Source organism: Hyphomonas atlantica corrig. (genome assembly GCF_017795365.1).
GTDB classification, from domain to species: domain Bacteria; phylum Pseudomonadota; class Alphaproteobacteria; order Caulobacterales; family Hyphomonadaceae; genus Hyphomonas; species Hyphomonas atlantica.
Map to the genome: position 1 here is coordinate 2,156,570 of NZ_CP051254.1, position 12,827 is coordinate 2,169,396.

Here is a 12,827-nt window from a genome sequence, read left to right on the forward strand (position 1 = left end):
TCGATTTCAGGACAGTGTTGGCGCTCTCCTGGCACTTCGGTGTTGGGATGGAATGATTGCGGCTGGCTCGCTTACCCCTGAATCGCTTGATGATTTCGCGCTGGAAGGTGGATCGCAGACGACCTGGGTCCAAGTGAAGTCGAAGATTGGCCCTTATGCCAGCTTTCGACCGAAAGAGATTGCCGATGTCATTATTGGAGGCCCAGGCGCTGACTCCGATACTCGCTGGATTGTTCTGGATCGTCCTTTCTCAGTACATGACAGCAGTTCAACCCAACCTGGGGCACTTAGTGCCAAATTGCAGCAAGAACTCGCCGAGACCACCAGCACCGAAATGCGGCCCGCACTTGTCGAACGTCTCGGTCGGACGCGCCTGTTGATACTTCCGAACCCGATTAATGTCGCGATTGACGAGCTTTGCGCTGAGAGGGACATCAATAGACTATCTGCTTCAGTGTGCATAACCGAACTGGTCAGCCGAGTAGGGGAAGCAGCGTCAGCAAACGCGAGATTGGCGTTTGAGACAAGATCGTCTCTAACATTGGCGAGTGTACAAAACTGCTTGGACGCCCTCCTTGCGATCCTGGATACAGATACGGTTGATGCGGCCGTCCTATCTGGTGCGGTCAATTTCATCGATTTCAGTGTCGCTGATCCCGATCCTGACTTTTATCTCGGCAAGTCGACAAGGCCAGGACACGTTGCCGCTGGCCTTGCATTGCCGCGAGAGGACGATGTTGACAGCGTACTCGGTACGCTGCTGAGGCATGACAATGCGATGATTTGTGGTCCCTCTGGTTCCGGCAAAAGTGCACTCGCATATCTTGCCGCGTTTGAATTGCGTCATGCGGCGCGTCTCGTCGAGATATCAAACATTGACGGAATCGAACCATCAAGCCTGAAGACCTTCTTTCTAAAGCTGGCACCAAGTCCAGAAAGACCAGTGATTGCCTACATTGACGATGTTGGAAAGCGAGGAAGCAAAGCGTGGGATTGGTTGCGCGAGCAGGCGCGCCTGACACCCGGCGTCAAATGTCTTGGCACGGTTCGAGAAGAGGACCTCTATCTCATTGATGACCGACATCAACTGTCTGTCCTTCGGCCGGCGCTGACTGAGGGGCTTGCTGAAGCCCTTTGGGAAAAGCTGCATGAGCAAGCCCATTCCAAGATTGCGCACTGGCGCGAAGCCTTTGAGAAGTCTCGAGGTCTTCTTCTCGAATATGTGCACATTGTTACGCAAGGTCAGCACCTTAAGGAATTGATCGCTGATCAGATCGATCGCCGTCTCAAAGAGCACCGCGACGACGAATTGCAGCTACTGCCGCTGATATCCGCGGCTGGAAAGTGTGGCGCTGGCGTGTCCATCGACCGATTGCTTCTCGAATTGAAGATGGATCGCTTTACTTTTGCGCGCGCGAACCAGAGACTCAAAAATGAACACCTTGTCGGACCAAGCAGTGATCAGACCATTCGTGGTCTTCATGAATTGCGCTCAGACGCCATCCTCGAAATTTGCCTTGATCGTCTATCACTCGCCGGAGATCAGATAATCTTCCGCGCAGCAGGAGCCATCATACCAGAAGACCTCAGGCGCTACCTGACGGTGATGGGGCGAGAGGGCACTCTTTCCGACGAGGCGGCTCTGCAAGCCGTTGTCCAAAGGCTGTCTGACGAGCCGAGACTGGATGTCATCATTGAAGGCTTCGAAGCTTTAAGACTGCGCACCATTCTTAGAGACGCAGACACATTCCATGAGGTTGCCGAAGATCTGAACTTCAGCCACCGCGAATTTATCCTCTGCCTTCTTGTAATGAAAGACAGCCTGGCGGAGACGCTCGGGACGTCGGCGGTCTTCAAGCCGTTACAAGAATTCCATGCCCGTTTCAAAAAGCTGCGTGAGGCAGACCACAGACTTAAACTATTTGATGCCCTGTCGACGGATACTATCGAGAACATTTTTCATAAATGCGCAAGCACTGGAGAGGCAATACGTCTAGCTACGGCTTTGCACGGGGCCCCTCTGAAGCGCCTTCCAGAACCCGCACTTGACGCACTGATTGAAGCGATGCGAGACGGGCCGATCAAGGAAATCGCAGAACTGATAGCCATCTTGAGCGAAGCGCAATTGTCCTTGGGAGAACGCGCCGCTGATCAGTTGGGAGGTTCCGATGAACTTCTGAACAGGTTTGCCTGTGAAACGCCTTGGGCGCTTCTCCCGGTGCTAGAGATGACGGACGCTGGCGCAGTGGAAGTTACAGCGAACATGCTTTCGGTTGAGACACATTTGGATGAAAATTTGGAAGAACGTGTCTGCGCTTATGCGAGCATCGCTTTGCAACTTTGTCCAAAAGCGGAACAGGTAAACGCTGTCGCCGTACAGGCCTCAGGCGAAGGCCTGACGATCAATAACTATACGCCAACTCAAAAGCGGCTACCGAGGTCGGCTGTTCATAGCAGGGCTGAAACCGCCTGGAACCGCATGATGATCCACGCCGTAGGACAAGGCCGTGGTGCTGAAACGTATACGGAAGTTCTTGAACGTTATGCCTTCTCTATTGAAAAGGCCGCTGGAATGCTTGCCAATGCCATAGACCATGTTTGTCGGCGGCGAACATTCAAGCCGGAACAATTGCGGGAAGTTCAAGCCTTGTCGGTGTTGGATCGTCTTCTTCCATCACTTCCTCTCGCTGCACCTGAAGAGCAGCTTGGAGACCCGATCGGCGCGGACATTTCCGATCCGATCGGCACCTACGTTTCGAATCTTTCTCAATTCATCACCGAGCTGATGGAGGGAAAAAAGACTGGGTTCCAACTTGCGCTTCTAGCCGCAGACATTCTCAAGGCCAGTGAAACTGTGAAGGCTGATCAAAAATGGCGCTTCTTCAACACCGCGCCGACTGCAGTGGAGCAAATCGCGTCAACGCTTAAAGCCTTTCGCCCCGCCCTTCTTGCCGCAGGACGACATACTCTTTCGGAAACAAGCGGAATTATCGAACCTAAGGTCTCGCTCACAAAAGGCGTTGGGCTGAAACGCCTCGAACATCGCCTGCGTAAAAAGGAGGCAATTGATCAAGCGAACCTGAAACGCAAGGCGAGAGAAAATCTAGGCGCAGAGCTGTTTATCAAACCTGCGGCCAAATCCGATTTGCTGATCTGGCCGCTTTGCGATGTGTGCATCATTCGTCCTTCAGACTCTTTGATCGACTTCTTTCACTGGATCGATCGGTCATTGGAGAAAATTGAGGAATTCGCCGATGGCGTCTGCGTCATAGCGCCTTCTATCAAAGGGCGCATTCTTCCTCAGTTAGCGATGCGTATTGTTCGAAATTTCCCTCCTCTGCCCGATGAAGAATTCCAGACGAATTGGGAGCGTGGCCTTGAAGGTTCAACGCTTGCTCGATCACGATCGCTTGATGATTTCAGATTGGCAAAAAATGCCATGCTTCAGCTCTACGCCACCCAAGATCTGCTTATTGATAAGGAACTCCTAGAGATCGAAATTAATCAATTGAATTTTTGGTTGCATGAAGCCCAATCGGCCCTGGCTCGTTTGGAAGAAGGAGCCGACAATGGGAGCGAAGGAGCTGAACTTGCTCACGCCGAGTTGGTGAAACTTCACAAGAAGCTGACGGACGAAGACGGAAATGCGGTTTCGCATGCGCGTGAGCTATTGGGTGGACTGGCAGGCGACCTAACGGATGCAGCAGAGCATGATCTCGTTATCACGCTGACTCTGCTGGCCGATGATCTCGGCATTGAGATCGGTGGGGAGTGAAATAGATTTTTTCGTTTAGCATTCCACCCACGCAAAGATTCGTTCCTCTGGATGTATCTGCACCGATCAAAGGCGCGTGCGATTGATGCAGTTGACGTCCAACAAAATCTACAAGCTGACGAATCTGGACTTGACTAGCTTCCATTGAATTGAGTGCGTTGATCGGGTGAGCACCACCTCTCGTCCGCGAAAATTTGTACTGCGCGCAGATTCTTTCACCAACACAAAGCCGTTTCGGTTCTCAACCACCGCAAAGCGGCCTTGCGCGAGCTCGATGTCTCGCAAGTAGCTTCCCGAAAAACCACCTATATTCTCAAGCGCTACAAATGATCGTCCAGTCCGCACTGATTCTTGCCGAACCGCCGAATCAAACTCCACTCGCCGCAGCCGCGCAAGCGCCTCAGTGGTTAGCCGTTTGTCCTGATCCAACTCGAACCCCTCTCGCTGAAGCCATGCACTCCGTGTTCGCAGGGATTCCCTTAGTTCACCCGCTAAATCGCCGCGGGAGTAATTAAGATCGCTATGATCGATCCGATCCAGCCACGTCTCTGCATGTCGTTCAACAAGCGCTTCAATCGGTAACCAGGACCGAACATCGACAGCCAGGCCTTGCTTTCTGGTATCGGCCCGCAACGCAAGCTCCTCGAAGTGTCTGGGGACCGTCCAGCTTCCATCGGTATTTCTATCAACAACACCTAGCCTTCTCAGCGCCTCTAGCCGACGCTTGTGAGCCAGCCGGAACGCTGGCGAACTTGATGGATCGACCGCTTGATGCATCTCCTCCGAATAAACCCCGTCGTTTCGCTCAGCGATCGCTGCAATCGTCCGGTCCGCAGGCTTCGGCTCCACTGCCTTTCGTCCCACCGAAACAATCCCGCCTAGCTTCGGCAACTCAGCCGCTTCCTGCTCTGTCATTTCGATTGACCAGACCCGCCCATCGAGCCCTTCGATCAGTGCCGTGGTTCCATTCCGCAATTCATCACCCGGCAAGGTGGCGGCCAGCCGCCCCAGGATTTCACCCCCCGATCCGAAATCACGGGGCAGGGCATGCAGACGCGACGCATCAATCTTCCTGCCTTCAAGGTTGGCAAGAGATCGAATAATGTCCCCACGTCTGCCCAGCGCCCGCAGCGTCTCCTGCCAACCCTCTTTCAACGCCCAGCGACCATCCTCCTGCCGCATTGCGAGATCGAGGTTTTGGAGGAACCTCAGACGGCGCCTGACGACAGCGCTATCGAACCTCGACAATCCGCCCCGTTCACTCTCTGGCGTGTAACGTCCATCGCCCAGCGACCGAGCTATGTCATGATCGATCGCCGTCAGGGCCTCACGCTCGGCCTCGTTCGACCTCGCCGCAGCCATCTCCCGAAGCCGCCTCTGGCCAAGTTCGAGCGTCACCAGCTCCTGCGCCAGCGCCCGAAATCCCTGCGTGATGTATTTGCGGTCGATCAGCAGCTCACCATTCCGCGTAGTCCCGCCCCGGATCACGATATGGACATGCGGCTGCGCGGTGTCGTGATGATTGGCCGCGACCCAGTCGAGCCGGCGGCCGAGATCCTTCTCAACCTGGTTCATGAACTCCCGCGTGAACTGCGTCAGATCTTTCATCTGATCTGCGTCTTCCGGCGAGACGATCAGCCTGAACTGCCGCCGGTCCTCATCAGCGCGTTCATTGAACGCCTTTGCATCCGCTTCATCGACGCTCCGGTCATAGAGTTTTCCACGCTCACCCTCGCGCCCTGCGCCTTCGCGGTGGATGTAGGCGACATGCTTTGCAAAACTCGCCGCGCCCGTTGGACCCGCCCGCGCAATATGGACCTTGACGACAACGCGCCGGGCCCGCTGGTTGGACCAGTGCCGGGCAAGGGCGGCCTGTACTTTTCCACGCCCAGCATGACGCACAGCGCCAGGCGGCAGAGAACTGCGGCCGCGCGTCGAGAGCCGCCCTTTCGCGACGACGCGTTTCAGCCGCTTCAGCTGGGTCTTTGCCTTACCCTTCGACCTGATCTTCCCAAGGCGGGGAACGAAGTCGAAATCGTCGCTCACGGCTCCAAGCGTGCAGCGGATTGCAAATCCGAGCACCCGGCTTCCGGCGCCGGGTCACATGAAAAAGGATGTGCAGACAATGGGTTATGTGTCGCTGGGTGACACTCCCTTAATCTTGCCCTCCGGGACACAGAAGCCATTCCCGTCCCGCTATCTATCGCTTTGACGGTCGCCTGATCCTCAGCCGACCGGTTGCCATAAGTCCATATGGACCTGGCGACGCCAATGATGCGCGCGCCGTCCTGAACGCCGAAGTATCGTCCATCGACTGACAGGGGATGAGAGTTGAGCAGGAAAACGTCGCCGGCTTTGAGGGTCTGACAGCCCTGCCAGACGGGAAGGGCGCTGCCGGACTCGGTTACTTTGAGCGCATCAACAGATGTGATCCCGTTGATGGAGACCTGCGTATCGCATCTGCAAATCTCGTCACCGGATAGGCCCGCAACATGCTTCAACAAGGGCCAGTCGGAGCCAACAATTCCCTCATCGTTCAGCCAATGTCGAACCTCATCCGAGGGCGCAAACGCTACCAGATCGCCTGTCGAAATTCGCGCCGACCGGTCAACAAAGTAAAGGCCCTTGGGCATGCTTTCCGTCCGGTTCCAGATGAAGTCGGACCGGTTGATAATGCTGGCGGAGACCATGAGGCCTAGCCCGCATCCCATGCCTAACAACGCGATTCTACGACTCATCGCGAAGGCCTGTCCCCATGAACCTACGTCCATTGGTGTAAGCGATGATGTCCTTGCCGCGATACCAGACCTTGGCGCCGATCTTGTGATAAACCGGGCCTGTTCCCAGCGAACGCATATTGACCAGGGTCTTCGGTTTGAGGCCGAGATGGTCAGCGGTTTCATCCGTGTTCATCCATTCGGTCGGGGTTGGGAGGTTTGATTTGGGTCGAAGCTCCTCTCCACTTCTATTTGTCTCTGTCATAGCGTTGCTTCTCCTTTCCTCTACGCAACTCGAAGCCCTGACAGACTGCCAACTCATCCTCAGATTAAGAGTGTCTAACTTGCACCACACGCTCGCGACACCCTTGAATCCCCAAAGAACCCTCACGTTAGAATGCAGCGCTGATAGGCGTATCAGCACCTTCGTTGCAGACCCTTTCGGCATGAAAGAAGACCGCTCCGGAGGTGTCTCCGGAGCGGCTTGGCAAGGCTGTGATCTACCCTAGTCGCGCGCGTTCCAGAGAATGACGTGCCGACCTTTCTTGCCCTTGACCGGGGCGAGGTTTGCGAAAATCCGGCGCGGTCCGATCTGCGGGTCTGCCAGCGTCAGCGAGACATAGTCGCGTCCCGATGCCTTCGACTTGCGCATCCAGCCGCCGCCGATTTCGGTCGAGGTTTCACCGGCATAGATGCGGTAGTCCGGATGTCCTTCTTCGGTCTTTTCTGCATTCTTCTCGATGCGGATTGCGGCAGAGAGGTTCATCATTGCGAGGGTGCCTTCAAAGCCGGACTTGGTCTCGCTGACATATCCGAGTGCGTTTGCCATAGGGGTCTCCTTTTCTTTCCTTGGCGTGTCTCCCGGGGACCCCTTGTCCCCGTCGACGCCGGACCGCCCGGACGGGGGCTGAGCGGCTAGAACCCGATAGGGGCGAAGCGCATGCGGAGCACCGCCTGGGGCGATGAAATTTGCTGCGCGAGGAGCCGCAAAGCGGCGGGGAAATTTCTTCGCCGCAGGCGGTTTCATGGCCGCTCAGTCCGCGTCCAGGTCTTCAAGGCAAAGACGGAAACAAGGGGTCAGTGACACGCTTTTCGGGAAGAAATCAGACCCCTCATCACACGCGTCTCGATTGTCCATCGAGACCTCAAGACGCGCGATTTTTTTTGAAGGCATTTTCATGGGTCGCCCAGGTATCGGAGCCACAATCCCCAGCCTCAGAAAGCGGAAAGCCGCCCGGTGACAGGCACCGGGCGGCTCCTCAAGCTGGCTGAACAGGAGACGATTATTCAGGCAGCGTCCTGATGCTCAGGCGTCTCATCGGACGCGTTTTCCGCCCCCGCTTCGAACAGGCTCGCAATCCGTGTCCACGCATCGGCGGGCGGTGATCCGGCCCCGTCGACAAGGCGGGTCGGTGGCACCTGCATCCAGCCCGGTCGCCAGTCAGGATTGGCCTCGCAACCCTCCCCGCTGATCCGGTTCGCAAGCTCCTGTTTCTGCGCCTTGCCCGTCTCGGCGCGGCACGATTCCGCGAGCGACAGGGTCGCAATATCTCCGATCATCGCATTGATGGCGCGCTTGTCCTTCGTGAGATCGAAGAACACATCGTCGGGCTTCCACGCCGCCGAAAGGTCGGTGCCGCAGACATGCAGGACGGCTTCGACAATGCCATTCCCGGCCTCGAGCGCCCGGGCCATGACACTTGCCAGAACCGTCAGGACTTCTTCATTCGACATGGCGAGCAGCGCAGTGAAAAGCTCGCACACGCGGTAGTCGTCGCCGTTCCGGCGAAGGGCCGGATTGACGTTCAGCGCCTTGAACAGGGCGTCAGTCTGAACCTTCTTTTCGGCGAGTGCAGCCACAGATGCCGAGCCTTCGACGCTCGCTTGCGTCTCATCTTTCCGGACGCGAAGCTCGTGAGGACGCACGTCCCAGAGCGCGCTCCCCGCCATCGCATGCGCGACCATCAAGCGGAGAGCAATCGCGGGTGATGTGGCCAAACTCGCCTGAGCAGCAGCGTGGCGATGAAGCAGGATGTATTCCGCAAGCGGGCCGGACATTTCTGGCCGAACGGCTGCCGGAACGGCGTCGCTGTCACCTTTCGAACCCTGTTGCCGCTTACGGGCCTCGGCGGAGGTCAGCTGTCCCTCGTGGAGCTGGACCGTCCCGTCATGGCGGATTTCGATGAAGACCTTCCCGCCATCTTCCTTGGCGCACTGGACATATTCCCAGCGGTGGAAATACGCCCCGCGCTCAAGGCAGATGACATCGCTCCAGCCGTCTTCCTTGTAGGCCTCGACCCGCTCGGCAATCGTGGCGGATTGTGCCTGCCAGAACTGATCCGCATCCGCAAAGACGCCATGCTCGCCAAAGAGGTCGGCAGTGACCTGTCCTTCATAGGCATCAAGATCGAACAAGGCCTTGTCGGTGGTGATCGTGGTCCCGCCCGTTATCCATGCCTTGCACGACCGGCCCATCGGGGCGCGTTCGGTTTCGCTCTCGAAGAGGCGAAGCCATTCGGCCTGCTGGTCGGGCGTGGCGAGCGTCAGCGCGCGGATCGTTTCACGGTCCAGCTCGTCCTCGGCGTAGAGCTTGCGGATCGGCTCGGCGAGCGAAGCAAGCGCGAGCACACGCCGCACCATAAGCTCGGTCACGCCGAAGAAGGCGGCGATATCCTCCACTGCCTTGCCTTCCTCATGCAGCCGTTTGAACGCTTCATATTGCTCCATTTCTGTCGCTGGCAGGCGTCCGACATTCTCGATGACGGAGGCGGCAATCGCGGACGCCGCATCCTTCTCGGTCATGATCGCGCAGGGGACCAGCGGCGTCTCGCCTGTCTCCTTGGCGATTTCTTTCAACGCGAAGAAGCGGCGGCGTCCGGCGATGACGCCATAATACTTGCCCTCGCGGCGGACCAGCAAAGTCTGCCGCAAACCGCTCTCGCGGATTGATGGCAGGATGTCGGACACGTCCGGTTTCTTTCGTCCATGACGCATATTGAGTTTTGAAATCCGAAGCTCGTCGAGCGGGATGTGTCTAAGGTCGGGCTGTGCCATGGGGGTCTCCTTTTCTGGCGGGTGAAGCGAGAGACCCAGCGCCCATGCAGGGCCTCTCCAGTTGATCTTGGTGAAGGGAAAGCCCTCGCTGTCGCGGCAGGCTTCTGGGTCGGTCTCGCCCCAGTCATAGTCGCGGATCGTGATCAGGGGCGCGCGGCCCTCGACCCAGATTTCGGCGACCTGGGCCTCGGCAATGACGAGCGTCATGCGCGGCCTTGGGCCAAGCAATTCAGTGACGGTGCGGGCAACGCTCATGTCGAAGCCCAGCCCGTCACGGTCGCAGCAAGCCGGGCCGCAGCGGCGCGGCCTGCGTCCAGCGCCTCGGATAACAGCTCGTTCGCAACAGTGGTGAGGTAGCAATTGTCCGTGCCGGGATAATTACACTCGACGCCCCAGAGGCTGGCGGCGTGGTGATCCAGTTCGATTCCGTCGCGCTCGACCGAAAGCACGATCCCGCAATAGAACCACTCGCCCTTGCGCCATGCTTCCATCACGGCTTCGGCCTTGGCCTGCGCCTCGGCGAAGCGCTGGCGGAATCCGTTTCCCGGCCCAATAAAACCGGGCGCGTCCTTGTAGAGCGAGGGCCAGAATCCGTCCTGCCGCTGGTCCGGCGCGTCGGGGCAATCGTCGGCAACAATCCGGGCCGTGACCGTGAAGCCCTCGGCTTCGCAGCTGATCGTATCGCCTTCGCAGGCGTAGGTGTTGAAGTGCTGGGTGAAGGTCATGGCGTTCAACGCGTCCAGAAAACGTGAACGTCTTCGAACCCTGTCTCGAACACCATGATGTCGCCATTCAGCTCCATGTCGCGGGCGAGCGCTGACCAGTCGATATAGTATTCGAGGGCTGCGGGGATTTCCGTCCCGGTGTCGCGGTGGAGTTCTTCGGCGAAGTCTGCCCGGCTCGAAAAGCAGCCTGCGTAATCGTCGAAAGCCGCCACGGCCTGCTCAAGGTCGTCGCCAAAATGGCGATGGACCAGCGCGCCGAGCCTGCCATGTTCGGCAATAAAATCGGCCAGATTACAGACTGTCCCGAAGCTCGCATATTCGGAAAGCTGCGCGCCTTCGAAGCCTTCATAGTGTCGGGTAACAGGTCGGCGTTGCCGCCGACCCGTCCCCTCAGAACCGTGCTTGCAAGTTTCCCCGCACACGGCTCAAGCAAGTCCCTGTTGTGCCGCGCGGCGGCAGTCGGCGTGGACAAGTCGCAGGTTCCGGTAGGAACCGTTCGTCCTGTCCCCATCCACATGAGACATGCGGATGGTTTCGCCATTGTAGAGGCTCTCGCGGCAGGTCGGGCACGTGTGCCGTTGCCGCTGCGCAACCTTCTGCCAACTGCGCGTGAGGTCAGTCCCTCCCATCCGGCGGGTCCGGTTTCGCCAGTAGTCGGCGAGAGACGGATCGTCGGGAGAGTTGCGGTGCTTCACCATCGTCCAGCGCACGATTTTGATCGCGGCTGGATGGATCATGAACGCACCAGACTGCTTGTCCATAAAGGTGTAGCTGAAGTTCGGGCAGTTATAGTGCCGCCCGAAGTATTTCCGCATCCACCAGTGTTTCAGCTTCCTCGCATGGGCACGGTGGCACCAGCGACGTTGCCGGACATGGACATAGTGTTCGATCCCCGAGAAGATTTTCCCGGCGACACTGTAGCGGTAGTAATTGCACCATCCACGTATCACCGGATTGGCAGCTGCAAGCAGCTGCCCCTGATCCGAACCGACATGGGCGCGGAACAGGTCCCTGAGCTTCTTCCTGAACGCTTTGACGGCGTCCTTGGAAGGTTTGATCAGGGTCTTCGTGCCAGCGGCGCGGTCTGCCACCTTGTAGGAACGGACATTGAAGCCGAGGAAGTCGAAGCCTTCCCGTATGTGCCGGATGCTGGTCTTCTCCTCGGAGAGGTAAAGACCGCGCCCGGCGAGAAAGGCCGCAACCCGTGTCCTGGCCTCAAGCGCTTGCGTCTCGGTGTGGCAGATGACGACGAAGTCATCAGCATACCGCACAAAGACAGGGCAGTGAGGTTTCACGTATGAGGCGCTCGTGCCTCCGCGATACTCAATGCCCAGCGCTTCTTCCATTCCATGCAGGGCGATGTTCGCAAGTAGGGGACTGATGACCCCGCCTTGCGGTGTGCCCTGCTCGGTGGCGTGGAACACGCCATCTTCCACATAGCCTGCCTTCAGCCAACGGCGGATCATTCCCCTTGCGGGGAAGTTGCCGATGGCCTCCATCAGGGCGTCGTGGTCGATATTGTCGAAGCAGCCTTTGATATCGGCATCAAGAACCCAGACCCGTTTGGACCCGGATTTCGTTGCCAGATATATCCGCTCGATGGCGTCATGGACGCTACGACCGGGCCGGAACCCGTAGCTTGTCCCCTCGAACTGCGCTTCCCAACAGGGCTCAAGTGCATTGAGCACAATGGCCTGCTGGCACCGGTCGATGAGGGACGGGATTCCGAGCGGCCGCTTCTTACCGCTCGCTTTAGGGATATACACCCTCCGGGCTGGAAGCGGCTCCCATGCCTTGAGGTTCCCCAGCTGGTTCGCAAGGTCGGCCCGCTCGGTCGGCGTCAGTGCGGTTCGCGCATCGACACCGGGAGAGGCTTTCCCGCGATTGATCTGGCTGACCCTTCGGATGGAAACGAGCAGGTTCGCCCGGCTGCGCAGCATCAGCTTTTGCAACGAGCGAACCGTCTTCCAGTCCCGCATTTCAGTCGCCCGATAGATTCTCCGGCGCAGCGTCCTGACGGTTCGATAGGCGGCAGGCCAGTCAATGGTCTGCCATTGAACAGTTCCGCCGCTTACGATCAGGCCTTGCGGCCCGTCCATCTTTTCACGAACGGTTCGGTTGCTGTTCCATGAGATTACGGGGGACTCACCAGTCATCTGTCAGCACCCTTTCAGGTTGGGCATGGCCCTATCCGCCGGGTTATGTATTCCCCGTGCCTTTCGGCTGGCGGCATTTGCTTCTGATAACTTCCTACACCCGCTGAGGAGTTGGGCGGCTCTTGCGAGCCGCTTACCGAATGCTGTTGCCAGCGACCGGACCTCATCGGGGTTACTCAGTTCCGCATCTGTGAGATGCGACCGGGTTAGGTGCCTGCTATACGCCGGGGAATATCGACCTTCCGACTGAGGGATCCACGTGCCCCCAGCCCATTCCCTTGCTCCCCGTAAAAGCCACTTCCGGGGGACTGATGGGTAACGACGCATCAACACAGATTCACTTTCGTTCACCATACCGGTCTTCTCCTTGGGCGGTTCACCGGCGTGTGGCTGCCAGCTC

At 57.9% G+C, this 12,827-nt stretch carries 9 protein-coding genes; 1 reads left to right on the plus strand and 8 read right to left on the minus strand.

Annotated features, from left to right (window positions below; all coding sequences use genetic code 11):
• Positions 1-52: 52 nt before the first annotated feature.
• Complete coding sequence (locus HF931_RS10515; RefSeq protein ID WP_273240045.1) at positions 53-3,775, plus strand: hypothetical protein; 3,723 nt, start codon at positions 53-55, stop codon at positions 3,773-3,775.
• Positions 3,776-3,883: 108 nt separating this feature from the next.
• Here the strand turns inward: HF931_RS10515 and HF931_RS10520 are convergent, their stop codons facing one another.
• The 8 genes from HF931_RS10520 to ltrA form a co-directional block, all read right to left on the minus strand.
• A complete protein-coding gene (locus HF931_RS10520) occupies positions 3,884-5,821 on the minus strand; it encodes a DUF3363 domain-containing protein (protein ID WP_273240046.1) in 1,938 nt (645 codons plus the stop codon).
• Positions 5,818-6,513 (minus strand): S26 family signal peptidase, encoded by a 696-nt coding sequence (locus HF931_RS10525; protein WP_273240048.1) that lies wholly within the window; start codon positions 6,511-6,513, stop codon positions 5,818-5,820. Before HF931_RS10525 ends, HF931_RS10520 begins: the two co-directional genes overlap by 4 nt.
• Positions 6,503-6,757: a helix-turn-helix transcriptional regulator gene (locus tag HF931_RS10530; RefSeq protein ID WP_013301514.1), complete on the minus strand. Its 255-nt coding sequence runs from the start codon at positions 6,755-6,757 to the stop codon at positions 6,503-6,505. Before HF931_RS10530 ends, HF931_RS10525 begins: the two co-directional genes overlap by 11 nt.
• Positions 6,758-6,997: 240 nt before the next feature.
• Positions 6,998-7,321, minus strand: a complete 324-nt coding sequence (locus HF931_RS10535) for a DUF736 domain-containing protein (RefSeq protein WP_013301513.1) — start codon at positions 7,319-7,321, stop codon at positions 6,998-7,000.
• A 458-nt stretch (positions 7,322-7,779) separates the two neighbouring features.
• The gene (locus HF931_RS10540; protein ID WP_273240051.1) at positions 7,780-9,801 is read right to left on the minus strand and encodes a ParB/RepB/Spo0J family partition protein; all 2,022 of its coding nucleotides are present in this window, start codon (positions 9,799-9,801) and stop codon (positions 7,780-7,782) included.
• A complete protein-coding gene (locus HF931_RS10545; protein ID WP_084391399.1) occupies positions 9,798-10,271 on the minus strand; it encodes a hypothetical protein in 474 nt (157 codons plus the stop codon). The genes HF931_RS10540 and HF931_RS10545 overlap by 4 nt, the downstream gene beginning before the upstream one ends.
• A 5-nt stretch (positions 10,272-10,276) precedes the next feature.
• Complete coding sequence (locus tag HF931_RS10550) at positions 10,277-10,693, minus strand: antirestriction protein ArdA (protein WP_273240055.1); 417 nt, start codon at positions 10,691-10,693, stop codon at positions 10,277-10,279.
• Between the two features lie 3 nt (positions 10,694-10,696).
• Positions 10,697-12,427, minus strand: a complete 1,731-nt coding sequence (ltrA, locus tag HF931_RS10555) for a group II intron reverse transcriptase/maturase (RefSeq protein ID WP_273239838.1) — start codon at positions 12,425-12,427, stop codon at positions 10,697-10,699.
• Positions 12,428-12,827 lie beyond the last annotated feature (400 nt).